The following is a 23,876-nucleotide window of genomic DNA, read 5'->3' on the forward strand; positions in this document are numbered from 1 at the left end:
ACCGAGATGGGCCGCATTGGTCGGCGCGGTCGCCCGCACCGTCCGACTACGCGGATTCCGCGCTGGACCGGTGATCGATGGGGCTGGTGAAGGTCCAGCTCGCCAGCAGGTTCAGGTTCTTCTGGGACTCCGAGTCGGGCTCGGCCGAGTAGATGAAGAGAGTGGTGTCGGGGTCCCCGGGCAAGGTGAGGGTCTCGTACTCGACGGTGAGATCTCCGACGAGGGGATGACGGAGGCGTTTGCTGCCGTGGGTGCGCTGGTGGACCCGGTGCTGCTCCCACCACTGGTCGAACTCGGGGCTGTGCTCCCGCAGCTCCTCGACGAGGGCCGTCGTGACCTGGTCGTGGGGATCGCGGCCCACTTCGAGTCGCAGGCTCTCGACCGCGGCGCGGGCCTGATCCTCCCAGTCCACGAAGAGAGCGCGGGCGTGATCGTCGAGGAACATCCAGCGCGCGTAGTTGCGCTCCCGGCGGGGCATTCGATCGAAGTCGGCGAAGAGCGCGCGTGCCATCCGGTTGGCGGCGAGGACGTCGGTGCGACGTCCCAGGATGAGGGCGGGCTCACCGTCGAGGGCGTCGATGAGCTGGCAAAGGCCCGGACGCACGCGCTGGACCCCCACGGGGCGCCGCCGGACCGACGCCGGCGCCGTGGTCACCCCGATGAGGTCGTGAAGGTGGGCCTTTCCCGCAGCGTCGAGGTCGAGGGCCCGGCCCAGGGCTTCGACCACGGCGGGTGAAGGGTTGATGGGACGTCCCTGTTCGAGGCGGGCGTAATAGTCCGTCGACACCCCGGCCAGCAGGGCGACCTCCTCGCGGCGCAGGCCCGGTACACGGCGGACGCGACCGTCCGGGGGAAGGCCTGCTCGTGAGGGATCGACCTGTGCGCGGGCGCGTCGGAGGAAGTCCGCCAGTTCACGATTCCGGTCAGCCACGCCTACCAGTCTGACCGATACGGGGTGTTCCCCGACTGGTCCTGTGAGTCCTAGGTCGCCGCGTCCGCGTCCGTGCAGGGCGCGATAGGGGCGTCCACGGTGGGACTCGGCGGGTCACGCTGGAGGTGCCGGCTCCGACGAATCACTCGGGACCGGACCCCTGGCACCCGACACGAAGTAAGGACGATCATGGCTTTCCCGACCGACCGGCCTGCGATCTGGCTCGTCACCGGTACTTCCCGCGGCCTGGGGCTGCACCTGGTCAGGCGGCTGCTGGAGCGCGGTGACCGTGTCACGGCGACGACGCGTTCCTCCGACCGGCTGCTCGCGGCGCTCGGCGACGAGGTCGACACCTCCCGTCTCCTCCCGCTCACCGTCGACCTGCGCGACGAGGCACAGGTGACGGCCGCCGTGCGCAAGACCACCGAACACTTCGGCGGCCTGGACGTGGTCGTCAACAACGCCGGCTACGGCTTCCTGGCGGCGGTCGAGGAGACCCGTGACCGCGACGTCCGCGACATGCTCGACCTCCAGGTCGTCGGTGTGTGGAACGTCCTGCGGGCCGCCCTGCCCGTGCTGCGCGAACAGCGCAGCGGCCACATCGTCAACGTCTCCTCCGTCCTGGGCCTGACCGCCGTACCCGGCTGGGCCCTGTACTGCGCGGGTAAGTTCGCCCTGGAGGGCATCAGCGAGGCTCTGGCCGCCGAGGTCGCCGGCTTCGGCATCGACGTCACCATCGTCGAGCCCGGCTACTTCCGCACCGACTTCCTCACCACCGACTCCCTCGCCCTGCCCGCCGACACCACCGAGCACTACCCCGCCATCCGCGCGATGGTCGACGACCACCTCAAGCTCCAGGGCGGCCAGCTCGGCGACCCCGCCAAGGGGGCGCGAGCCATCATCGACCGCGTCGTCGCCGGCGAAGGACCTCTGCGCCAGCTCCTCGGCTCCGACTCCCACGCCTACGCCACCGCCAAGGTCCGGGCCCTCCAGGACAACCTCGACGCCACCGCCACCACGGCACCCGCCACCGACCACCCCACCACCGCCTGACCCGGAGAAGCTCTCCGAAGCCACGGACCACCATGTCCGGTCCAGGTACGCGCTGCCGTTCCCGGTCTCGCCCGGGCGTTCCGGGAACGGCGGCTTCCGCCGCTGTCGCCCCTCTCAGGCCTCCATCACTTCCGTGGTTTCGCGGCGACCGACCCCTGGCTGAACGGCGAAACCGGGCTCGTCATCGACCCCGAGTGCTCCCCGTCGGACGCGCTGACCGGAGCACTCGCCCCCGACCTGATGGCGGCGGCGCGCGCCCTCACCGAGCGCACGCTCGGTTCACGAACCGGGAGTCAGGACGCGGGCGAGTGAGCCGAGGGATGCCAGGGCGTCGGGGCCGGTGGGAGCGAGGACGACGCTGGTCGCGCCCGCCGTATGGCGGGCTCTGATCGCTTCGCGTGCCTGGTCGGGGGTGCCGGCGATGCTCAGTTGGCGGACCCAGGCGTCGGGCATGGTCTGGGCGAACTGCCGGGCGTCGGCGCAGGCGGCGCGATGTTCGCGCAGCCGCGTGGCGAACGGCAGGGGATCGATGTGGGCGGCCCAGGCCGGCTCGCCGATGGCGGTCAGGCCGCCACGGACGCGGGCGAGAGCGGTGTCCTCGTCGTCGTCGACGGCGGTGGCGTCGTAGGTGACGACTTCGAAGGTGCTCGCGTCGAAGGCACTGCCCAGATGCCGCAGCGAGGAGGCGATGTAGGCGGGGGCCGCGGGTTCGGCCAGGAGGAGCCCGTCGGCCACCTCGCCTGCGGCGGCCTGTGACTTAGGACCGCGCACGCCCAGGACGACCGGCGGGACGATGTCGGGAGTCTCGGTGATGACGACGCCTTCGCAGCGCACGTAGCGGCCGTCTGCCGGGCCGGGCTCGCCGCGCATGAGCAGGCGGAGCGCGGTGGTGTACTCCCTGATCAGTGTCAGGGGGCTGGCGGGCCAGGCTCCGGCCTGGCGCATCCAGTCGGGCATGCCGTGGCCGATGCCGGCGATGAGGCGGCCGGGATAGAGCTGGGCGAGGGTGGCCAGTTCCATCGCGGCGAAGCACACGTTGCGGGCGCCTGCGGGCATGATGCCGATGCCGACGGTGATGCCCGCGGTGCCGGCGAGGACGGCGCCGGCCTGGGCGAGTCCACCGCGCCAGCCGAGGTCCTCCACCACCCATACCTGGTCGAATCCCAGCTCCTCGGCTCGCCGGGCGTACGGCACCACGTCCCGGACGGGCAGGTCGCGGGGCAACATGACACCGACACGCCCGCGCGCGCGAGTGGTGTCCGTCTCAGGCATCGAGGGCTCCTTCTGCCGGCGCCGAGTGCTCTCTCACCGATCCGGTGACCGGCCGGGGTGAGCGGGGTTCCGGCGCGGCATGGTGTCCGATCCGGCTCGGCAGAGTATCGCGGCACGTGAGCCGCGTTGATCCGGACCAACGCGGCTCCGGCGTCGAAGACCCTCCACTAGACGTCGCGGTGGTGGACGACCGTGACGGCGACGGCCGCGGCGACGATCGCCCATGAGGCGAGCGCGATCCACGCCTCGGTGGTCGTCGTGGGATGGCGTACGGCGAAGCCGAAGCGCCCGTAGCCGACGTCGATCAGGCGTCCCCAGGCGCTGGCGGGCAGGGCGTGCTTGACGTCGGCCGTCCAGCGGTAGTGGTCGGTGAAGCAGAGGGGCAGCAGCAGGAGCACCGCCGCGGTGATCACCATGGTGGCCGCGCCGTGCCGGATGATCGCGCCGAGGCCCATGCCGACGAGCGCGCTGACCGGTGCGAGCAGTGCGGACGCCGTGACCGCCTGGAACGCTCCGGGGTAGCCGATCGACATGCCGACATGACGGCCCGACAGGATGGCCTGGGTCGCCCAGAAGGAGGCTCCGGCCACGAGCGCCCCGTAGCCGAGCATGACGACCGTGACGTCGATCAGCTTGGCGGCCACCACCGAACGACGGGCCGGCACGGCCGCGAAGGTGGTGCGGATGAGCCCCGTCCCGTACTCACCGGTGATGGTGATGGCGCCGACGCTGCCGGCGGCGAGCATGAGGACCAGGCCGGCGACCTGCGTGAACGCGTCACGCATCGCCCAGATCGGGACGAAGATGGCGCGGATGTCGGCGTCGTAGTGCGGCCAGTTGTGGTGGTCGGCGACGGCGGCGTTGACGTTCAGCCCGACGATGAGCAGCCCGCTGAGGAGCAGCGTCCAATAGGTCGAGCGGAGTGACCAGAGCTTGGTCCACTCGGCGGCGAGGAGGTCACGGAACCGGGCGGGCGGCTCGGTGACGCCGGGGCGGATGGTGCGGGCCGGTGCGGTCATCGGGCGTCTCCGGCGAGGTACTCGACGCTGTCGGCGGTGAGTTCCATGAACGCCTCCTCCAGCGAGGCGGTACGGGGGGCGAGCTCGTGGAGCAGCACCCGGTGCCGGAAGGCGAGTTCGCCGATGCGGGCGGCGCTCAGGCCGGTGACCGTGAGCGCCTGGTCGCCGTCCGGTCGCACGGACGCTCCCTCGGCGGTCAGGACGGTCATCAGCGCGGAGGCGTCAGGCGTGCGCACGGTCACGCTCTGCGGTGTGCCGCGGGCGGCGAACTCGGCCAGGCTCTCGTCGGCGATCAGCTCGCCCCGGCCGATGACGATGAGATGGTCGGCCGTGTGCTCCATCTCGCTCATGAGATGGCTGGAGACGAACACGGTCCGGCCCTCGGCGGCCAGGCGGCGGAACAGCCCGCGGACCCATCGCACGCCCTCGGGATCGAGGCCGTTGATCGGCTCGTCGAACAGCAGGACGGGCGGGTCGCCGAGCAGGGCGGTCGCGATGCCGAGCCGCTGCCTCATCCCCAGGGAGAACCCGCCGATGCGACGGCGCGCCGCCTCCGTCAGTCCCACTTCGCGCAGGACCTCGTCCACCCGGCGCCGCGGGATCCGGTTGGCGCGGGCGAGGGCGGACAGGTGCGCGTACGCGGTGCGCCCGCCGTGCACGTCCTGGGCGTCGAGCAGCGCGCCGACGTGGCGGAGCCCGCGCGGCCGGTCGCGGAACGGACGGCCGGCGACGGTGGCGGTTCCACCAGTGGGTTCGTTCAGTCCGAGGATCATCCGCAGGGTCGTGCTCTTGCCCGCGCCGTTGGGGCCGAGGAACCCCGTGACGTGCCCGGGGCGCACGCTGAAGGTCAGGCCGTTCACGGCCGTCGTCGACCCGTACCGCTTCGTCAGTCCGCTCACTTCGATCACGGGCCAACGGTGCCGCGCGCGGGACCCGCCGCGCATCGGGCCGTCGTCGGCATTCGCGGGGTACGGGTGCCGACCGTGGTCGTACACCCCTGGTCCGATGCCCCGCGCGGATCAGGCGATTACGATCTCGAACATGTCCGCCGTGCCCCCTTCTCCGCTGCTCAAGCGCGTACCTCCGGGCGCGTGGACGGCCCTGGCCTGGTGCGCCGGCACGGTGTTCACGTTCCTGATCCGGATGAGGCTGCCCGGTGAGAGCATGAGCTCGGCCTACCCGGGAGTCCTCTTCCACCGGTGGGACGGCCGGACGACGCTGGCGCTGGCCACCGCGCTCACGCTGATCGGCAGTGGCCTGCTGCGCCGACGGCCGCTCGCGGCTCTCATCCTGGTGCTCGCCGGCGCCGTCCTCGGGACGGTCCCGCTGAGCGTCGGCGCGATTCCGTTGCCGCAGTTCCTGTCCGTCGACGTCGCCTTGTACTTCATCGCGGCCACCAGACGACGCGGGGTGTGCTTCACCGCCGTCGGTCTGGTGTTCGCCACGCTCACCGCGTATGTCGCGGTCCGGCTGGCCAACGATTGGACCATTGGGACGTCGACGGAGCTGGCCGTGGCGATGACCGCCCTGGTGGCCTGGCTCATCGGCAATTCGACGCACCAGGCCCGCGAGCACGCCGAGGCCGCACGAGCCCGTACCGCGGCCGAGGCCGTCACCGCCGAGCGGCTCCGCATCGCACGTGAGCTGCACGACATGGTCGCGCACAGCATCGGCATCGTCGCCCTGCAGGCCGGTGCGGCGCGAAGAGTCATCGACACCCAGCCCACCGGCGCGCGTGACGCCCTGCGGGAGGTGGAGATGGCGAGCCGGGAGACGTTGTCCGGGCTGCGCCGGATGCTCGGCGCCCTCCGGCAGGCGGAGCTGAAGGACGGAGCGCGCGTGGCGGTACTCGATGAGATGCCCGGTCTGGCCGACGTCGATCGGCTGGCCGAGACGATCACCTCCGCCGGGGTCCGCGTCGAGGTCCGGTGGCGCGGTGAACGACGCCCGCTGCCCCCGCAGGTCGACCTGTCGGCGTTCCGGATCATTCAGGAGGCCGTCACCAACGTGGTCCGGCACTCCGGCGCACGATCGTGCGTCGTGTCCATCGAGCGCCGGGACGAGGAGGTGGCGATCGAGGTCGTCGACGACGGCCGCGGCCACGGCGTAACCTCCGGCACCGGCTACGGCCTGGTCGGCATGCGCGAGCGCGTCGCCCTGCTCCACGGAGAACTCACCACCGGGCCACGGCCCGAAGGCGGCTTCCGCGTCACGGCCCGTCTTCCCCTGCCGACGGGGGTCAGATGAGGAGGAGCGCGATCACGGCCTGGGGCGGAGCCGTCCTGTTCCCCCTCGCGCTGGCCTGGTCACAGCTGGGCTCGCCGCGCCCGGGGCCGTTTCACTACTACAGCCCTGTTCTGGCCGTCGCGGCGATCCTGTCGATGGGCCTGCTCATCGGCGTGCTCCGGCGGGTCCCGCTGCTCGCGCTGCTCATGATGCTCCTCGGCTGCGTCGCCGTGGTCCTGCTGGCGGGGCCTCCGGGCCAGAGCGGTCGAGCCCCGTTCCTTCCCTTCCTGGCGGTGGATCTGGCCCTGGCGTACATCGTCGCCACCCGGACCTCTCGGGTCTCGACCGCCGCCGTCCTGCTCTCCCTCGTCGTGCAGTTCCTGACCGTGGGGGTCTTCTCCAACGGCGGGGACGTGGCCGTCAGCGCCGAGATGGCCCTGCTGGCGCTCGCCACCGCCTACATGGTCGGCAGGCTGATCCGCGAGCGCCGCGAGCACGGGGAGGCGCTGCGCACGCGCGCGGTGGCCGACGCCGTCACCGCCGAGCGGCTCCGTATCGCGCGCGAGCTGCACGACATGGTCGCGCACACCATCGGAATCGTCGCCCTGCAGGCCGGCGCGGCGAAACGGGTGATCGACACCCAACCCGCCCGGGCACGTGAGGCGCTGGGCGAGGTCGAGACGGCCAGCCGGGAGACGCTGTCCGGACTGCGCCGGATGCTCGGCGCCCTCCGGCAGGCCGAGCTGGAGAAGGGCGCCGAGCCCGCGCCGCTCGACGAAATGCCCGGCCTGGCGGACGTCGACCGGCTGGCCGAGGCCACCACGGCCGCCGGAGTCCGCGTCGACATCCATTACCGAGGCGAACGGCGCCCGCTGCCTCCAGAGGTCGATCTGTCGGCGTTCCGGATCATCCAGGAGGCCGTCACGAACGTGGTCCGCCACTCCGGCGCCTCCCACTGCGCCGTCTCGATCGACCACCGGAACGACGAGATCTCCATCGAGGTCGTCGACGACGGCCGCGGCCACGGCGTAACCTCCGGCACCGGCTACGGCCTGGTCGGCATGCGCGAGCGCGTCGCCCTGCTCCACGGAGAACTCACCACCGGGCCACGGCCCGAGGGCGGCTTCCGCGTGACCGCCCGCCTCCCCCTACCGACAGGAGTCACATGACCGTCCGCGTTGTCCTCGCCGACGACCAGCCGCTGGTGCGCACGGCACTGCAGATGGTCATCACCGACGCCCCCGACATCGAGGTCGTCGGAGAGGCCGGAAACGGCGCCGAGGCGGTCGAAATGGCGCGCAGCCTCGATCCGGACGTCGTCGTGATGGACATCCGCATGCCCGGCATGGACGGAATCGAGGCGACCCGGCGGATCACCGCCGACCACGACTCGACGCATGTCGTCGTCCTCACCACGTTCGACGATGACGACTACGTCTACGGCGCCCTGCGCGCCGGCGCGGCCGGGTTCCTCGTCAAGGACATGGCGCTGGACGACATCCTCGCCGCCATCCGCGTGGTCGCCGCCGGGGACGGCCTGATCGCCCCGAGCGTCACACGCCGCCTGATCGAGGAGTTCGCCGGCCGCCCGGGGCCCGTCCCCGCGCGGCGCACGCTCGACGGCATCACCGAACGCGAGCACGAGGTGCTGACCCTCGTCGGGCGCGGCCTGTCCAACGCCGAGATCGCGGCCGAGCTGATCATCAGCGTCGCCACCGTCAAGACCTACGTGACCCGGCTGCTCACCAAGCTGAACGCCCGCGACCGCGTACAGCTCGTCATCATCGCCTACGAGACCGGTCTGGTGACCGCGACGCAGTGACCACCCTGACGATCGCGGCCGCGCAGATTCCGGTCGGCTGCGACCCGGAGGCCAACGGCACCGTCATCCGGGAGACGATGGCGGCCGCGAAGGCGGCGGGCGCCCGGCTCGTCCAGTTCCCCGAGGGCGCGATCTCCGGCTACCCCGGCGACCGGGCCGCGAAGCGGTCCCTGTCCGGCTGGAACGTCGACTGGGGCGCCGTCCGGGAGCAGCTGGAGCGCGTCGCGGCGCTGGCGGGTGAGCTCGGTCTGTGGGCCGTGGTCGGCGGCAACCACCGTCTGACGCCGCCGAACCGGCCGCACAACAGCCTGTACGTCCTCTCCGACCAGGGCGAACTCGTCGGCCGGTACGACAAGAGGCGGTGCTCTCACACCGAGATCGGCGACTGGTACTCCCCCGGCTTCACCCCCTGCGTGTTCGACGTCGACGGCTTCCGGTTCGGCTGCGCGCTCTGCATCGAGGTCAACTTCCCGGAGCTCTTCCTCGATTACGCCGCCTCGGGCGTCGACTGCGTCCTGTTCTCCTCGTACTCGCGCGACCCGATCTTCGAGGTCCTCGCGCAGGCGCACGCCGCCGCCTCCGCTCTCTGGATCTCCGTCTCCGTACCGGCGCAGTGCAGCGCCGCCATGCCGTCCGGAGTGATCGGGCCGCACGGATACCGGCTCGGGAGCTGTACGGCGGACGGTGCGCCCGGGCTGGTGTGCGTCGAGCTGAATCGGGACGATCCGGCCCTCGACGTGGCGTTGCACAAGGCCCGGCCGTGGCGGGCGAGGGCGCGGGCGGGTGACGTGTACGAGGCCCGCCGGGTCGACGACCCGCGCAGCGGGGACAGGACCCGCTTCTGAGCGTCACCGGTCCTCCTCCGGCGCACCGGGTGCCGAGGCACCTCAGCCGTCGGTCCCCGGCCTGAAAGACCGGAACGCCGGGTAGGTCTCCGACGGACAGCCGGAGGAAGGCCGCCGCGCCGATTCGACCGGGTCCGCCGGGTGGCCGCGCACGACGGGGGGTGCGCCGGATGCGGGTGATCGTCGATCTCACACGGTGCCAGGGGTACGGCCAGTGCGCGTTCCTCGCACCCGACGTGTTCACCATGAACGGTCAGGAGGCGCTGCTCTACGACCCGGACGCGGACGACGCGCAACGCGAGCACGTCCTGCGGGCGGCGGCGGCCTGCCCGGTGCAGGCCATTCACCTCGAGCAGATGGCCACGCGGCACCGTGGGATGAGGACCGGTCCTGCTCCTCCGCCGGTTCGTGCCGGCGACGGGTTCCGGAAGACGGGCCGGATCGTGATCGTCGGCGCCTCACTGGCCGGCGCGCGGGCCGCGGGCGTCCTTCGCCGGGACGGCTTCACCGGCTCGCTGACCCTGATCGGCGACGAACCGTACGAGCCGTACGACCGTCCGCCGTTGTCCAAGCAGGTGCTGACGGGTCTCGCGCCGGAGGATCACACGCTGCTCCCCCGCCTGCGCGAGGTCGATGCCGAGTGGCTCTCCGGGATCGCCGCGACCGGCCTCGACCTGGCGGCCAAGAGGGTGCGGCTCGCCGACGACCGTGAGGTGCCCTTCGACCGGCTGCTGATCGCGACGGGCGCCCGCGCCCGGCCCTGGCCGGACCAACGGGAGGCGGCGCTGGACGGGGTGATCCCGCTGCGCGGGATCGACGAGGCCGCCCTGCTGCGAGAGCGCCTCGCGGCCGGCCCGCGCCGGGTACTGATCATCGGCGCGGGGTTCACCGGCTCGGAGGTCGCGTCGGTCTGCCGGGGGCTGGACCTGCCGGTGACCGTGGTCGAACGCGGGCCGGTGCCGCTGGTCGGCGCGCTGGGCGGGGTCATCGGAGCCGCCGCGGCCGCCATGCAACGAGATCACGGCGTGGACCTGCGGTGCGGCGTGACCGTGGACGCCCTGGAAGGCGACGCGGACGGCCGGGTTCGGGCCGCGCGGCTCTCCGACGGGAGCACGGTCGAGGCCGACGTCGCGGTGGTCGCCCTCGGAGCGGTCCGCAACGTCGAGTGGCTGCACGGCTCCGGGCTCGCGGCGGGGGTCTGGGGGGTGGCCTGCGACGCGGGCTGCCGCGCCTTCGACAGCAACGGCCTGGTGACCGACGACGTGTTCGTCGCGGGCGACGTCGCGCGCTTCCCGCATCCGGTCTACAACTATCAGTTCATGGCGCTCGAGCACTGGGGGAACGCCGTCGCCCAGGCCGAGATCGCCGCGCACAACATGATCAGCGACCAGGCGCACCGCTGGCCGCATCTGTCCCTGCCGGTGTTCTGGTCGAACCAGTTCGGGACCAACATCAAGTCGGTCGGGGTGCCGACCTTCGCCGACGAGGTGGTCATCGCGCAGGGTTCTCTCGCGGAACGCCGGTTCGTCGCCGTCTACGGCTACCGGGGCCGGATCACGGCCGCGGTCACGTTCGACCAGGCCATGTGGCTGGAGTTCTACCAGGGCCTGATCGAGCGAGCCGCGCCGTTCCCGCCCCGGCTTCCCACCGCCGACCGGGTCGAACGGCGGCCGGTCCCGGCCGAGGTGCCGGAACGGCTGGAGCCGTCCCAGGTCACCGTCGTCGTGACCGGGCACGATCCGGCCGAACGCCGCGCCTGGTTGCTGCACGGCGACCGGTGAACGAGCCAGGAGGAGGCGCCGCCATGGCACCCATGAGCGTCTTCGAGCAGATCTTCGATCCGGCCAACCGCGCCGACCCGTACCCGCTGTACGCCGAGTTGCGCGCGACCCCGGTGTCGCGGCAGGAGGACGGGACGTACGTCGTCAGCGGGTACGACGAGATCGTCGCGCTGCTGCACGACCCGCGCGTCAGCTCGACCCGCCGCAACGTCCCGCGGCCGGGCGAGCCGGGGTCCGAGGAGGCCACGGCGGTGCTGCCGCCGTCCTTCATCAACACCGACCCGCCCGAACATGACCGGCTCCGCCGCCTGACGATGCGTCACTTCGGCCCGCCGCACTCGCCGCGCCTGGTGGAGAGTCTGCGGCCGGAGATGCTCCGGGCCGTCACGGAGCTGATCGACGGCGTCGCCAGCCGGGCTCGAATCGACGTCGTCGACGACATCGCCTATCCGTTCCCGGTCACGGTGATCTGCCGGATCCTCGGCGTGCCACGCGAGGACGAGGCGTCGTTCCACGAGTGGGCCGACGCGGTGGTGGAGTCGCTCGATCCCAGAGAGGAGGGCCGGGCGGAACGGCAGCGGCGACGGCAGACCGCGGTGGTCGAGCTGCACCGGTACCTCGGCGGCATCATCGACGAACGCCGCGGGAACCCCGGGGACGACCTGCTCTCCGGCCTCGTGACCGATGAGGGCCCGGAGGGCCCGATGTCGCCGGTCGAGGTCGTGGCCACCGCCACACTGCTGCTGATCGCCGGCCATGAGACCACGGTCAACCTGATCACCAATGGCATGCTCACCCTGCTGCGTCACCCGGCGTTGCTCGATCGGCTGCGTCGGGAGCCGGCGCTGGCCGTCTCCATGGTCGAGGAGCTGCTGCGGTACGAGCCCCCGGTGCACTTCCTGTCCTCGCGGGTCGCCCTGGACGACATCGAGATCGGTGGGACCACCATCCCGAAGGGCGCGCCCATCGCCGTGGCGCTCGCGGCGGGAAGCCGGGACCCGGCGCACGTGCCCGATCCCGACCGCTTCGACCCGGATCGCCGGTACAACGAGCACCTCGGGTTCGGCGGCGGAATCCACTACTGTTTCGGCGCCCCGCTGGCCCGGCTGGAGACGCAGATCGCCCTGACGGAGCTGGCGAGGCGGCTCGACAATCCCCGTCTGGTCGCGGACCCGCCTCCGTACCGCCCGAGCGCCGAGCTGCGCGGGCCCCGCCATCTCCTCGTCGACGTCGACGGGGTGACCGCCTGAGCGGCCGCTCGCCCGGCGACACGGCGGGAAACGGATGATGCCCCGGTGCTCGTGGCACCGGGGCATCGATGGTGACGGCCGTTCCCGGTGAGCCCGGTCGGGCTCACCGGGAACGGTTCAGGAGGAGAAGGCCCAGGCGAAGACGTGCAGCGAGCCTCCGCTGGACGGGGTGTTCAGCGTCACGCTCTTGACCTGCTTGCTCGCGTCCAGCGCGATCGGCGTGGCCGCGAACACGTAGATGTTGAGCTTCTGGTTGCCGCCGTCGGAGGTGTTCCGGTACGGCGTCTTGGCGACGATCTCGTTGCCGAACTTCGGCGGGTAGGCGTCGGCGCCGAGCGCCCAGTCGCTGAACTCCAGCTTGGCGGTCGCCGTCGACCCGTCGGTGTAGGTGATCGTCACCGTCGACGAGGCGTCGCCGTTGCCGGCCGCGCCGAGGAAGGCCAGCTGGGACGCGCCCTTCGGTGCGGTCGGCAGGTCGACGACCTGGCCGTTCGCCTGAACGTTGTCGAGCTGACCCGGCGTGCGGTTCGGCCAGGTGAAGGTGAAGCCCTTCCACGTCACCGGCTGTCCCGGCTTCAGCCCGGCCGCGGCCAGTGCCTGCGCGGAGTAGCTCCAGCCGCCGCCGTCGAAGTTGGCGTTCCCGGCCTTGCCGTCGTCGGAGATGCCGGCGTTGTTCTGATACCACTCGATCGTGCCGCGCTTGGCGACGTTGAGCGAGATGCCGGTGGTGCCCACCGACTGCCCGGAGGCGGTCAGCTCGATCGGCACCGAGTAGTAGTCCAGCTTCTGGTCGGCGCTCACCGACACGGTGACCTTCTGGTCGGCGTGCCCGGCGTCGGGGATCTTCAGCGTGCCGGAGGACGGCGTGACGGTGATGCCCGCCGGCGGCTTGGCGGTCCAGGTGACGGTGTCACCCGCGCCGACGGCCTGCACACGCAGGGTCGCCTCGGTGGAGCCGCCCGGCTCGACCGACGCGGTACCCGGCTGGAGCGCCGACAGGAACGGCCGCGCGCCGGTGCCGAAGGACGGCGGAGCGTCCTTCGGGTCGCTGCCGAACGTGGTGTTCGGCTGCGCGCCGAGCGTGTAGTCCAGCGTGCCGCCGGAGGCCACGAAGGACTCGGGCAGCCAGGCGCGGCTCGTCGCCTTGCCGCCGACCTTCAGCGACTGGACGTACTTGTTCGTGTCGGAGGCTCCCGGCGCGTTGATCGTGATCTTCTGGCCGCTCGACCGCTTGACCGTGATCTGCGGGAACTCCGGGCTGTTCAGCACCATCTCGGCACGGCCCGGGATCGCCGGGTACATGCCGAGTCCGGCGAACACCCGCCACGCCGACATCGTGCCGAGGTCGTCGTTGCCGACCAGGCCGTCCGGGGTGGACTTGAACAGTTGCGTACGGGCGCGCGCGACGACGTCCTGGGTCTTGTAGGGCTGCCCGGCCCAGGCGTACAGCCACGGCGACTGCAGGGACGGCTCGTTGCCCAGGTAGGCGTACGCCTCGTGCGAACCGGCGTTCAGCTTGGTGAAGAACGTGTCGAGCCGCTTGGCCGCCTGATCCCGGCCGCCCATCGCGTTGAACAGCCCGGCCACGTCCTCGTAGACCATCCAGTGGTACTGCGACCCGTTGCCCTCGACGTACCAGTTGGAGTCGGCGGGGTCGAACGGCGTGAGGAACGAGCCGTCGCCGAAGCGCGGCTGGATCCAGTCGTTCAGCGGGTTGTAGATCGTCTCCCAGCCGTGCGCCCGCTTCATGAACTCCTGGTAGGTGTCCTTCTCCCCCAGGCGCTGGGCGAGCTGGGCGATGCCGAAGTCGGCCATGCCGTACTCCAGCGTCGTCGCCGGGTCGGCCGGCACGTAGCCGAGCTTGAGGTAGTCGGCGTTGCCGGGACGTTCGGTGTAGCCGGTCGCCTTGTCCTCCCCGACGCGGTTCGCGCCCTTGACCATGGCGGCCAGTGCGGCGTTCGCGTCGAAGTTCCGGGCGCCGAAGGCGTACATCGTCGCGATGATCGAGTGGTACGGGTCGCCGTTCATCACGCCGGTGATGGTGTTCTGGTGCGACCAGCGGTCCCACACGTCACCGACGGAGTGCGCGTCGTTGTACATCGACTGGGCGATGTCCGCGCCCACGTCCGGGGCGAGCAGCGCGATGAGCTGCGCCTCGCTGCGGTAGATGTCCCACCCGGAGAAGGTCGCGTACTGGTGGTGGCCCTTCTTGACCTTGTGGGTGCGGTAGTCGAAGCCGGTGTAGGTGCCGTCGACGTCGTCGAAGACGTACGGCTGCAGCAGCGCGTGGTAGAGCGCCGTGTAGAACGTGCGCAGCCGGTCGGCGGCGCCGCCGCTCACCTTGATCTGCCCGAGCCGCTTGTTCCAGGCGGCCCGCGCGGCGGACCGCACGGAGTCGAAGCTCCGCCCGCCGATCTCCTTCTTCAGGTTCTGCTTCGCGCCGTCGATGCTGACGTACGACACCGCGGCGCGCATCTGCACCGGCTTGGCCTTGCTGGTGTCGAACTGCAGGTAGACGCCCGAGCCGGGGCCCTTGACGGTGACGTCCTGGGTCTTGGCCTGGAGCGAGCGCTGCGGCATCGGCCGGCCTTCGGGGCCGTTGTTGATCCGCCCGAAGATCTTCCTGGTCTGCTGCGGCACCTTCGCCGGGGAGCTGCCGCGCACCGCGTCCTCACCGGGCTCGACCGAGTCGTTCTTCCACGTGCCGTACGCCTGGAACGGCCGGTCGAAGGTCGCGGTGAAGTAGACGTAGTACTTGGCGTCGGTGTTGCAGAACCCGCCGGTCTTGGCCCAGCCCGACACGGTGTTGCCCTTGACGGTGGCCTCGGCGTCGTCCACGCCGTTGATCGACCCCGTCACGTTGAGCAGGAGCGTGCCGACCTTGTCCGTCGGGAAGGTGAACCGCGCGACGCCGCCCCGCTGCGACGCGGTCAGCTCCGTTTTCACGCCGCTGTCGAGCGTCACGGCGTACGACCCCGGGGAGGCCTGTTCGTTCTCGTGCTTGAAGGTCTGCACGTAGTCGGTGCCGTGGGTCGCCGGGGAGTTCTTGATCGGCCCGGAGAACGGGATGACGGGGAAGTCCTGCGCGCCCGTGCAGCCCGGCCCGGAGATGTGGGTCATGCTGAAGCCGCGCAGGCGGTTGTCCTCGTACTTGTAGCCGCCGCCGGACGAGCGGACGGTGTCGGGGCTCCACTGCATCATCCCGAACGGCGCGACGGCACCGGGGAAGTCCATCCCGGCGCCGCCGCCGTGTCCGAAGTCGGGGCCGCCGTCCTGCGTCCCGACGAACGGGTTCACGTAGGAGGCGAGGTCGGGGGTGGCCGCTCGGGCCGGTACGGCCGAGACGGCCAGGGAGGTCAGGGCGAGGCCGAGCAGGCCTGCCAATCGGGGGCGGACGCGTCTGAACACAGTTGCTCCTCGGGGGAGGTCACCGGTTGCGCTGGCGGAGGACCATCGCGCGCGCCATGACAACGTTGTCACGACTACCGGCATTGTTAACCCACGTAACTCGGGAGTCAATGGTCAGAATCGGTCACAGAGGTAGCGACCGGTCACGCCACGTGAGGGCTCCTGGTCGGCACGTCCGGAGCGGGGACGGCACGAGTGGCGCGTGCGCCGTCGCCTCATCGTCCGCACGGCGGTCGGTACGCCCCCGGCCTCGGCGCCCGCAGGACGGTGAGCAGGCCGCCCGGTCTCAGCGCCCGATAGGGCGGTGACCGCGCCGACGGCCTCAGTGCCCGTACGGGCCCGGCGGGTCCTGAGGGCCGTGACCGCCCGGAGCGTCATGGGGGCCGGAGGAACCGGGCGGGCCCCAGGGTCCTCCCGGACCGGCGGGACCGGGCGTTCCGGAGCCGCCCTGCGGTCCGTAGGGACCCGACGGACCGTACGGATTCGGCGAGCCGTACGGATTCGGCGAGCCGTACGGACCTGCGGGCCCGTGCGGGCCTGCGGGGCCGTATGGACCCGAGGAACCGTACGGGCCGCCCGGAGGGGCGTACGGCGGGGCGGAGAACGGTCCGGGCGGCGGCGGGCCGTACGACGCGCCCGGATGGAGGAACCCCGATCCTCCCTGCCCGGCCCACGGTGGGACGAGAGGCCGCGGCTGACGGCCCTGGAACGCCTGGCGCGCCAGGTGCATGAGGTTCAGCAGGTCCTGGCGGCGCCGGTAGAACCACGCCGGCTCGGCGACGTGCCGCTCGGCCCTCTGGTGCAGCAGCGCCAGCTCCGTGGCGGCGAGCTGGTAGTCGGCCATCGCCCGGCCCGCCCGGGTGCCGCCGGCCATGCGGGCCCACTGGCGGGCGCGGCGGCGCAGCTTGAGATTGCCGAGCATGTGGACGTCCTGCGGCGTGACCAGGCCGGTGCCGGCGTACATCGGCAGGTGCCGCTGGATGAGCCGGACGGTCTGGCGGCGCTCCCAGCGAACGACGACGATCAGCCCGATGAGGATGCAGAAGTCGATGCCGTAGGCGATCATCAGGCCCTTGAGGCCGAAGGCGGTGGAGAAGTTCCACGTGCCGTGCAGCAGCATCGCCGTGCAGAGCCCGGCGACGGGCGCCGCGACCCGGGCGGCGCCCCGGTGCAGCGCGGCGTAGGCGACGCCCAGCCCGGTCATCGAGGTGAACAGCGGGTGCCCGAACGGCGAGATCACCCCGCGCATGATGAACACGGCCTCGAGGTTGTGCTGGTGGACGGCGCGGATGTAGTAGCCGATGTTCTCCATCATGGCGAAGCCGAGGGCGACCATGGCGGCGTAGATGATGCCGTCGGTCAGCCCGTCCAGCTCGTTGCGCCGGAACCACAGGAACCCGAACAGCACCGCGCCCTTGAGCGACTCCTCGACCAGGGGCGCGCCGACGGAGGCCGTGACCAGCTCGCCGCGCTGGCCGAACACCGGTTTGGTCAGGAACTCGTACCCGGCGGTGTTGAGGAGGAGCGCGCCGAGGACGGCGACGCCCGCGCCCCACATGAAGGCGAACAGCAGGGCCCGCCACGGCTCGGGCTCGAGCCGGTCCAGGGTGAGGACGAGTGCGACCAGCAGCGGAACGGGCAGGATCGCCAGGACGAGGCCGACGAGGAACGGCGCACCGTTCATCGCGTCCAGGCCCAGCACGACGATCGCGCAGGCCGACGAGACGACCAGCCCGATGATCAGTCCGACCGGGGCCCGGCCGGGCATCCGCCCTTCGAGGATCGCCTTGGGATCGACACGCGCCATGCCGGGAGGTTAACCGTCAGTGCAGCAGCGGGTCGATCGCCACCGCGAGGAAGAGCAGCGCCAGGTAGGCGTTGGACAGGTGGAAGTAGCGCATCGGCTTGAGCACCGCGCCGGTGATGCCCGCGCGGACCCGGCCGAGGAGGCGGTACGCCTCAACGAGGCAGGCGGCGCCGAGGACGGCCGCGGCGATCGGGTAGAAGATCGTCGTGTGCGCGATCGGCCACAGCGCCAGCGAGCACGCGATCGTGATCCAGGTGTAGACGATGACCTCGACGGCGACGCGGCGCTCGGTGGCCACGACCGGCAGCATCGGCACGTTGGCGGCCGCGTAGTCCTCGCGGTAGCGCATGGCCAGCGTCCAGGTGTGCGGCGGCGTCCAGAAGAACACCACCAGGAACAGCACGATCGGGGTCCACGACACGCTGTCGGTGAGCGCGGACCACCCGATCAGGACGGGCATGCAGCCGGCGATCCCGCCCCAGACGACGTTCTGCTTCGTCCGCCGCTTCAGCACCATCGAGTAGACGAAGACGTAGAACAGGATCGCGAACACCGACAGGGCCGCGGACAGCGGGTTGACGGCGAGGGCGAGGAAGACGGTTGAGGCGACGGCGAGGGTGATCCCGAAGACCAGGGTCTCCTTCGGCGTGACCTGCACCATCGGCAGGGGCCGCCGACGGGTCCGGCGCATCTTCGCGTCGATGTCGCGGTCGATGTAGCAGTTCAGCGCGTTGGCGCTGCCCGCCGAGAGCATGCCGCCGACGAGGGTGGCGATCACGGGCCACAGCGGCGGCAGACCGCGGGCCGCCAGGAACATCACCGGGATCGTCGTGATGAGCAGGAGCTCGATGATGCGCGGCTTGGTCAGCGCGACGTAGGCGCGCACGAGCGCGCCGAACGGCCGACGGCCGGGCGTGGGCGGCGCAGGAGTCCTCGCCGGACGGTTGATGACCACCGTCACCGGATGTTCACCTGCGCGTTCACGACGTTAAGGGACACTGTGTCTGATCCTCGGATTCCTGCCGCCACTCGGCTCTGATCGGGCACCGGCCACGTGGGCTCCACCGCGCAATCACTGTAGTGCCGGTCCCCGTGTACCCCGTCACCGGGGTGGGTGCGGCAGAACGGGTTAACCCCGGCGTCTCCGGGAAATGCGGTACAAGGTCGCGGTGTTCATATAGAGGAGCACCTGTCAAAGCCGTGGGAGCGCGGGCGATAGGCTCGCGTTCGGGCCCCGGCGTGGCCTGGTCACGGGTTCTTTTTTCGGCTGGGGACGGGTCTGGGGACATGACAGAAGTCGAGAGGAGCCTGGAGCGTCTCGTGAGTACGCAATCCGATAAGTCATTCGAGTGGACCGACCTGGACCGGCGGGCGGTGGACACGATCCGCGTGCTGGCCATGGACGCGGTGGAAGAGGCGGGCTCCGGTCACCCGGGCACCGCGATGAGCCTCGCCCCCGCCGCCTACCTGTTGTTCCAGCGGGTGATGCGCCATGACCCGACCGACCCCGACTGGACCGGTCGCGACAGGTTCGTGCTGTCGGCCGGCCACTCGAGCCTGACCCTTTACATCCAGCTGTACCTGGCGGGCTACGGCCTCACCCTGGACGACCTGAAGCACCTGCGCAAGTGGGGCAGCCTGACGCCGGGTCACCCCGAGCACGGGCACACCGCCGGCGTTGAGACCACCACCGGGCCGCTCGGCCAGGGCCTCGGCAACGCCGTCGGCATGGCGATGGCGGCGCGCCGCGAGCGCGGCCTGTTCGACCCCGAGGCCGCGGCCGGGGAGAGCCCGTTCGACCACTACATCTACTCGATCGTCTCCGACGGTGACATCGAGGAGGGCATCAGCCACGAGGTCAGCGCGATCGCGGGCCACCAGAAGCTGGGCAACCTCGTCGTCATCTATGACGACAACCACATCTCGATCGAGGACGACACCAACATCGCCAAGTCCGAGGACGTGGCGGCGCGCTACGAGGCGTACGGCTGGCACGTCCAGAGGGTCGACTGGACCGCGGACGGCGAGTACAAGGAGGACCCGGAGGCGCTGTACCGCGCCATCGAGGCCGCCCGTGAGGTGACCGACCGGCCGTCGTTCATCGCGCTGCGCACGATCATCGGCTGGCCCTCGCCGAACAAGCAGAACACCGGCAAGATCCACGGCTCGGCGCTCGGCGCCGACGAGGTCGCCGCCACCAAGCGCGTTCTCGGGTGGAACCCGGACCAGACCTTCGAGGTCCCGGAGGACGTGCTCGAGCACACCCGCAAGGTGATCGACCGGGGCCGCGCGGCCCGCGCCGAGTGGGAGCAGGCGTACGAGGCGTGGCGGGCCGCCAACGCCGAGCGCGCCGCGGAGTTCGACCGGATCCGCGCGCGGCGGCTGCCGGACGGCTGGACCGCCAAGCTGCCGGAGTTCGAGGCGGGCAAGGGCCTGGCGACCCGCGCCGCCTCCGGTGAGGTGCTGAACGCCATCGGCCCGGTGCTGCCGGAGCTGTGGGGCGGCTCGGCCGACCTGGCGGAGAGCAACAACACGACGATGAAGGGCGAGCCGTCCTTCATCCCCGACGAGTACCAGACCAAGGCGTTCCCCGGCGGCCGCTACGGCCGGACCCTGCACTTCGGCATCCGCGAGCACGGCATGGGCGCCATCCTGAACGGCATCACGCTGCACGGCGGCACCCGCCCGTACGGCGGCACGTTCCTGGTGTTCAGCGACTACATGCGCCCGTCGGTGCGGCTCGCCGCGCTGATGAAGCTGCCGGTTACCTACGTCTGGACGCACGACTCGATCGGCCTGGGCGAGGACGGCCCGACGCACCAGCCCGTCGAGCACCTGTGGGCGCTGCGCGCCATCCCGGGCCTCGACGTCGTCCGCCCGGCGGACGCCAACGAGACCGCGGTGGCCTGGCGGACGGTCCTGGAGCACACCGACCGTCCCGCCGGTCTGGCGCTGACCCGGCAGAAGGTGCCGACCTTCGACCGGAGCGAGTTCGGCTCCGCCGAGGGCACCGCCAAGGGCGGGTACGTCCTGGCCGACGCCTCCAACGGGCAGCCCGAGGTCATCCTCATCGCCACCGGCAGCGAGGTGCAGATCGCGGTCGAGGCCCGCAAGGTCCTCGAGGAGGCGGGCACGCCGACGCGCGTCGTGTCGATGCCGTGCGTCGAGTGGTTCGAGGAGCAGGACGACGCCTACAAGCAGCAGGTGCTGCCCCCGGCCGTGCGCGCCCGCGTGTCGGTCGAGGCGGGCATCGCGCTCGGCTGGCGCGGCTACGTCGGTGAGGCCGGCGAGAGCGTGAGCCTGGAGCACTTCGGCGCCTCCGCCGACTACCAGACGCTGTACGAGCAGTTCGGCTTCACCGCCGAGCGGGTCGTCGCGGCCGCGCACGCCAGCATCGCCAAGGCGAACGCCGGTGGCCGGGGCTCGACGACCGGCAACTGAGGAGAGACATGAGCGACATCCTGAAGAAGCTCTCGGGCGAGGGCGTATCCATCTGGCTGGACGACATCAGCCGGGAGCGCCTCCGCACGGGCAACCTCGAGGCCCTGATCCGCGACAAGCAGGTCGTGGGCGTGACCTCCAACCCCACGATCTTCTCCAAGGCGCTGAGCCAGGGCTCGGCCTACGACGAGCAGGTCCGTGAGCTGCGCGTCCGCGGCGTCGACCTCGAGGAGGCCGTCCGGGCCATCACGACGTACGACATCCGCTGGGCCGCCGACGTGCTGCGCCCGGTCTACGACCGCACCGAGGGCCTCGACGGCCGGGTGTCGATCGAGGTGGACCCGCGCCTGGCGCACGACACCGAGAAGACCACGGCCGAGGCCAAGGCGCTGTGGTGGCTGGTCGACCGGCCGAACACCATGATCAAGATTCCGGCGACCCTCGCGGGCCTGCCGTCGATCACCGAGACGCTGGCGCAGGGCATCAGCGTCAACGTCACGCTGATCTTCTCGCTGGAGCGCTACGGCCAGGTCATCGACGCGTTCTTCGAGGGCCTGGAGAAGGCCCGGGAGAACGGCCACGACCTGTCGAAGATCGCGTCGGTCGCGTCGTTCTTCGTCAGCCGCGTCGACACCGAGATCGACAAGCGGCTGGACAAGGCCGGCCGCTCCGACCTCGCGGGCAAGGCGGGCATCGCCAACGCCCGGCTCGCGTACGCGCTGTACGAGGAGAAGTTCGGCACCGACCGGTGGAAGGCGCTCAAGGACGCGGGCGCCCGCGTCCAGCGTCCCCTGTGGGCGTCGACGGGCGTGAAGAACCCGGACTACGCCGACACGATGTACGTCGACCAGCTCGTCGCCCCGGACACGGTCAACACCATGCCGGAGCCGACCCTGGACGCGGTCGCCGACCACGGCCAGGTCACGGGCGACACCATCCACTCCTACGAGGACGCGCGGGCGCACATGGCCGCGCTCAAGGAGGCCGGCGTCGACTACGACGACGTCGTCCGGGTCCTGGAGGAGGAAGGCGTCGAGAAGTTCGAGGCGTCCTGGACCGAGCTGCTCGACACGGTCAAGGGCGAGCTGCGCGACAAGGCCTGAGCACCGGGCCTGAGCACCCGAACGTGCCCGGCCGGCCCCGCCTCACGGCGGGTGACCGGCCGGGCACGTTTCACTATCGCCGCCGTGTCGTGAGTGACACGCGCCGGGCCGGGTATCGCCCGACGCGAAGGAGACCAGGACACGTCACGGCCGGCGGTGCGCGCCGCCGCCCCGGGTGACCCGCGGGCGGTGGCGCGGCGCGGGCGTGGCGGGAGGATCGGGCCGGGAGACGCCGTGACCTTGCGAGTGACCGCCGGACGCCTGTCCGTGACCGTTCAGGGCGACGCCGTCGCGCGCACCGAGGAGACGCTGGAACGCCTCACGTACGACGGGGTGCCCGCGGCGCTCATGGCCGGGAACGCGTCCCTGTGGGGGCCGGACGCGGCGGGCCGGGCGGCCGGCCGGCTCGGGTGGGTCGACGCGCCGGAGACGTCCCGCCGCCTGCTTCCCGAGCTGTCCGAGGCGGCCGGCCGCTTCGCGGGTCTGGACCGCGTCGTCCTCGCGGGGACGGGCGGTGCGGCGCACGCCGCCGAGGTCGTCGCCCGCGCGCACGGCACCGACCTCACCGTCCTCGACGGCGCCGACCCGCAGGAGGTGCGCCGCGTGCTGGACGACCGCCTGGACCGTACGGGCCTGGTCGTGTCGAGCAAGAGCGGCCGCGCCGTCGAGATCGACGCCCTGCGCCGGATCTTCGAGCAGGCGTTCCGGGCGGCAGGCATCGACCCGGCGGAGCGGATCGTCGTGGTCACGGATCCGGGTTCGCCGCTGGAGGCGGCGGCCAAGGAGGCCGGCCACCGGGTGGTCCTGTCCGATCCGGAGGTGAACGGCCGGTTCGCAGCGCTGTCGGCGGCCGGGCTTCTCCCGGCGGCACTGTGCGGCGTGGACGTGGAACGGCTGCTGGAGGAGGCGACGGCGGTCCTGCCCGCGCTCCGCCTGCCGTACGACAACGCGGGCCTGACCCTGGGCGCGGCGCTGGGCGCGGCCGCGTCCCGCGGCAGGGACAAGCTGATCATCTCGGACGGCGGTTCGGGTGTTCCCGGGCTCGGCGGCTGGGTCGAGCAGCTGGTCGCCGCGGCGACGGGCAAGGACGGCAAGGGCATCCTGCCGGTCGTCCTCGAGGATCCGGCCGCGCCGGGCGCCGGCGCGGCCGACGACCGGCTGTCCCTGATCCTGGGCGGGCGTTCCAGGGACACCGGGCTGGCGGTCACCGGCCCGCTCGGCGCGCAGATCGCGCTGTGGCAGTTCGGCGTGGCGGTGGCGGCCCGGGTGATCGGCGTGGATCCGTTCGACGAGCCGGCGTTGCGGGAGACCCGCGCCGCGGTCGCGGCGCTGCTGCGCGGCTCGGAGGACGGCGCGACTCCCCTACCGATCGCCGGGGAGCCCGTGCTGGTGGACGGCGAGGTCGAGGTGCACGGCCCGGCCGAGCTGTTCCACGGGGCCGGGGACCTGCGCGGCGCGCTCGGGGCGGTGATCCGTGCCGTCCCCGAGCGGGGCCACCTCGCGGTCGCCGCCCACCTGGACCGCGTCGCGGACGCGGCGGCCGGGCGCATGCGGCCGCTGCTCGCCCGGCGGCTGCGTACGGCGCCGGTCACCTTCGGATGGGGTGGCCGGGTCCTGCACTCGACGGGCCAGGCTCTCAAGGACGGTCCTCCCGGGGCGGTGGTCCTGCAGCTCACCGGCGCGGCGGACGAGGACGTCCCGGTACCCGGCCGGCCGTACGGGCTGTCGGCGCTGCAGCTCGCCCAGGCGTTCGGCGACCTGCGGGCGCTGCGCTCCCGCGGCCGCACGGCCGTGCGGTTGCACCTGCGGGACCGCGCCGCCGGCCTCGCCCGGCTGGAGAGCGCCCTCGCCGACTGACGAGGAGCCCGGCATGGGATCCTGGGACCTACCGGGATACGCGGGTTCACGGGGTTCTTTC

At 71.7% G+C, this 23,876-nt stretch carries 17 protein-coding genes; 10 read left to right on the forward strand and 7 right to left on the reverse strand.

Annotation, left to right across the window (positions count from 1 at the left end; genetic code table 11):
- Positions 1 to 46: 46 nt before the first annotated feature.
- Positions 47 to 931: a helix-turn-helix transcriptional regulator gene (locus NE234_RS38810; RefSeq protein WP_252785972.1), complete on the reverse strand. Its 885-nt coding sequence runs from the start codon at positions 929 to 931 to the stop codon at positions 47 to 49.
- Positions 932 to 1,120: 189 nt separating this feature from the next.
- Between NE234_RS38810 and NE234_RS38815 the strand changes: the two genes are divergently transcribed.
- Entirely contained in the window at positions 1,121 to 1,984 is an 864-nt protein-coding gene (locus tag NE234_RS38815) for an SDR family oxidoreductase (RefSeq protein ID WP_252785973.1), read from the forward strand.
- Between the two features lie 279 nt (positions 1,985 to 2,263).
- On the opposite strand, the gene NE234_RS38820 is transcribed toward NE234_RS38815, so the two are convergent.
- The 3 genes from NE234_RS38820 to NE234_RS38830 form a co-directional block, all read right to left on the reverse strand.
- Complete coding sequence (locus tag NE234_RS38820) at positions 2,264 to 3,256, reverse strand: LLM class flavin-dependent oxidoreductase (protein WP_252785974.1); 993 nt, start codon at positions 3,254 to 3,256, stop codon at positions 2,264 to 2,266.
- A 167-nt stretch (positions 3,257 to 3,423) separates the two neighbouring features.
- Positions 3,424 to 4,275, reverse strand: coding sequence for a hypothetical protein (locus NE234_RS38825; protein WP_252785975.1), 852 nt, complete (start codon positions 4,273 to 4,275; stop codon positions 3,424 to 3,426).
- A complete protein-coding gene (locus tag NE234_RS38830) occupies positions 4,272 to 5,183 on the reverse strand; it encodes an ABC transporter ATP-binding protein (protein ID WP_252785976.1) in 912 nt (303 codons plus the stop codon). The genes NE234_RS38825 and NE234_RS38830 overlap by 4 nt, the downstream gene beginning before the upstream one ends.
- Before the next feature lie 133 nt (positions 5,184 to 5,316).
- Between NE234_RS38830 and NE234_RS38835 the strand changes: the two genes are divergently transcribed.
- The 6 genes from NE234_RS38835 to NE234_RS38860 all read left to right on the forward strand — a co-directional run bounded on the left by NE234_RS38835 (position 5,317) and on the right by NE234_RS38860 (position 12,199).
- The gene (locus NE234_RS38835; RefSeq protein ID WP_252785978.1) at positions 5,317 to 6,522 is read left to right on the forward strand and encodes a sensor histidine kinase; all 1,206 of its coding nucleotides are present in this window, start codon (positions 5,317 to 5,319) and stop codon (positions 6,520 to 6,522) included.
- Positions 6,519 to 7,670 carry a sensor histidine kinase gene (locus NE234_RS38840; protein WP_252785979.1) on the forward strand — a complete coding sequence of 384 codons (1,152 nt, stop codon included), beginning with the start codon at positions 6,519 to 6,521 and terminating at the stop codon, positions 7,668 to 7,670. Before NE234_RS38835 ends, NE234_RS38840 begins: the two co-directional genes overlap by 4 nt.
- Positions 7,667 to 8,323, forward strand: coding sequence for a response regulator (locus NE234_RS38845; RefSeq protein WP_252785982.1), 657 nt, complete (start codon positions 7,667 to 7,669; stop codon positions 8,321 to 8,323). Before NE234_RS38840 ends, NE234_RS38845 begins: the two co-directional genes overlap by 4 nt.
- Positions 8,320 to 9,168 (forward strand): carbon-nitrogen hydrolase family protein, encoded by an 849-nt coding sequence (locus NE234_RS38850; protein ID WP_252785983.1) that lies wholly within the window; start codon positions 8,320 to 8,322, stop codon positions 9,166 to 9,168. The genes NE234_RS38845 and NE234_RS38850 overlap by 4 nt, the downstream gene beginning before the upstream one ends.
- 170 nt (positions 9,169 to 9,338) lie before the next feature.
- On the forward strand, positions 9,339 to 10,949 hold the full coding sequence (locus NE234_RS38855; protein ID WP_252785985.1) for an FAD-dependent oxidoreductase: 1,611 nt from the start codon (positions 9,339 to 9,341) through the stop codon (positions 10,947 to 10,949).
- 23 nt (positions 10,950 to 10,972) lie between these two features.
- Positions 10,973 to 12,199, forward strand: coding sequence for a cytochrome P450 (locus tag NE234_RS38860; RefSeq protein ID WP_252785986.1), 1,227 nt, complete (start codon positions 10,973 to 10,975; stop codon positions 12,197 to 12,199).
- 117 nt (positions 12,200 to 12,316) lie between these two features.
- On the opposite strand, the gene NE234_RS38865 is transcribed toward NE234_RS38860, so the two are convergent.
- From NE234_RS38865 to NE234_RS38875, 3 genes are all read right to left on the reverse strand, one after another.
- A complete protein-coding gene (locus NE234_RS38865; protein WP_252785987.1) occupies positions 12,317 to 15,607 on the reverse strand; it encodes a GH92 family glycosyl hydrolase in 3,291 nt (1,096 codons plus the stop codon).
- A 322-nt stretch (positions 15,608 to 15,929) separates the two neighbouring features.
- Entirely contained in the window at positions 15,930 to 17,414 is a 1,485-nt protein-coding gene (locus NE234_RS38870; RefSeq protein WP_252785989.1) for a PrsW family intramembrane metalloprotease, read from the reverse strand.
- Positions 17,415 to 17,430: 16 nt separating this feature from the next.
- Complete coding sequence (locus NE234_RS38875) at positions 17,431 to 18,375, reverse strand: heme o synthase (RefSeq protein ID WP_406567126.1); 945 nt, start codon at positions 18,373 to 18,375, stop codon at positions 17,431 to 17,433.
- 359 nt (positions 18,376 to 18,734) lie between these two features.
- Here NE234_RS38875 and tkt point away from each other — a divergent pair, with 359 nt between their 5' ends.
- From tkt to NE234_RS38890, 3 genes are all read left to right on the forward strand, one after another.
- The gene (gene tkt / locus NE234_RS38880; protein WP_406567127.1) at positions 18,735 to 20,855 is read left to right on the forward strand and encodes a transketolase; all 2,121 of its coding nucleotides are present in this window, start codon (positions 18,735 to 18,737) and stop codon (positions 20,853 to 20,855) included.
- An 8-nt stretch (positions 20,856 to 20,863) separates the two neighbouring features.
- The gene (tal, locus tag NE234_RS38885; protein ID WP_252785993.1) at positions 20,864 to 21,958 is read left to right on the forward strand and encodes a transaldolase; all 1,095 of its coding nucleotides are present in this window, start codon (positions 20,864 to 20,866) and stop codon (positions 21,956 to 21,958) included.
- 234 nt (positions 21,959 to 22,192) lie between these two features.
- Complete coding sequence (locus NE234_RS38890; RefSeq protein WP_252785995.1) at positions 22,193 to 23,815, forward strand: glucose-6-phosphate isomerase; 1,623 nt, start codon at positions 22,193 to 22,195, stop codon at positions 23,813 to 23,815.
- Positions 23,816 to 23,876 lie beyond the last annotated feature (61 nt).

This window comes from Actinoallomurus rhizosphaericola, from assembly GCF_024055675.1.
GTDB classification, from domain to species: domain Bacteria; phylum Actinomycetota; class Actinomycetes; order Streptosporangiales; family Streptosporangiaceae; genus Actinoallomurus; species Actinoallomurus soli.

Coding starts and splice junctions, on each gene's coding strand:
- NE234_RS38860 (WP_252785986.1), top strand. CDS start 10,973: ATGGCACCCATGAGCGTCTTCGAGCAGATCTTCGATCCGGCCAACCGC.
- NE234_RS38820 (WP_252785974.1), bottom strand. CDS start 3,256: ATGCCTGAGACGGACACCACTCGCGCGCGCGGGCGTGTCGGTGTCATG.
- NE234_RS38825 (WP_252785975.1), bottom strand. CDS start 4,275: ATGACCGCACCGGCCCGCACCATCCGCCCCGGCGTCACCGAGCCGCCC.
- NE234_RS38835 (WP_252785978.1), top strand. CDS start 5,317: ATGTCCGCCGTGCCCCCTTCTCCGCTGCTCAAGCGCGTACCTCCGGGC.
- NE234_RS38840 (WP_252785979.1), top strand. CDS start 6,519: ATGAGGAGGAGCGCGATCACGGCCTGGGGCGGAGCCGTCCTGTTCCCC.
- NE234_RS38845 (WP_252785982.1), top strand. CDS start 7,667: ATGACCGTCCGCGTTGTCCTCGCCGACGACCAGCCGCTGGTGCGCACG.
- NE234_RS38855 (WP_252785985.1), top strand. CDS start 9,339: ATGCGGGTGATCGTCGATCTCACACGGTGCCAGGGGTACGGCCAGTGC.
- NE234_RS38870 (WP_252785989.1), bottom strand. CDS start 17,414: ATGGCGCGTGTCGATCCCAAGGCGATCCTCGAAGGGCGGATGCCCGGC.
- NE234_RS38815 (WP_252785973.1), top strand. CDS start 1,121: ATGGCTTTCCCGACCGACCGGCCTGCGATCTGGCTCGTCACCGGTACT.
- tal (WP_252785993.1), top strand. CDS start 20,864: ATGAGCGACATCCTGAAGAAGCTCTCGGGCGAGGGCGTATCCATCTGG.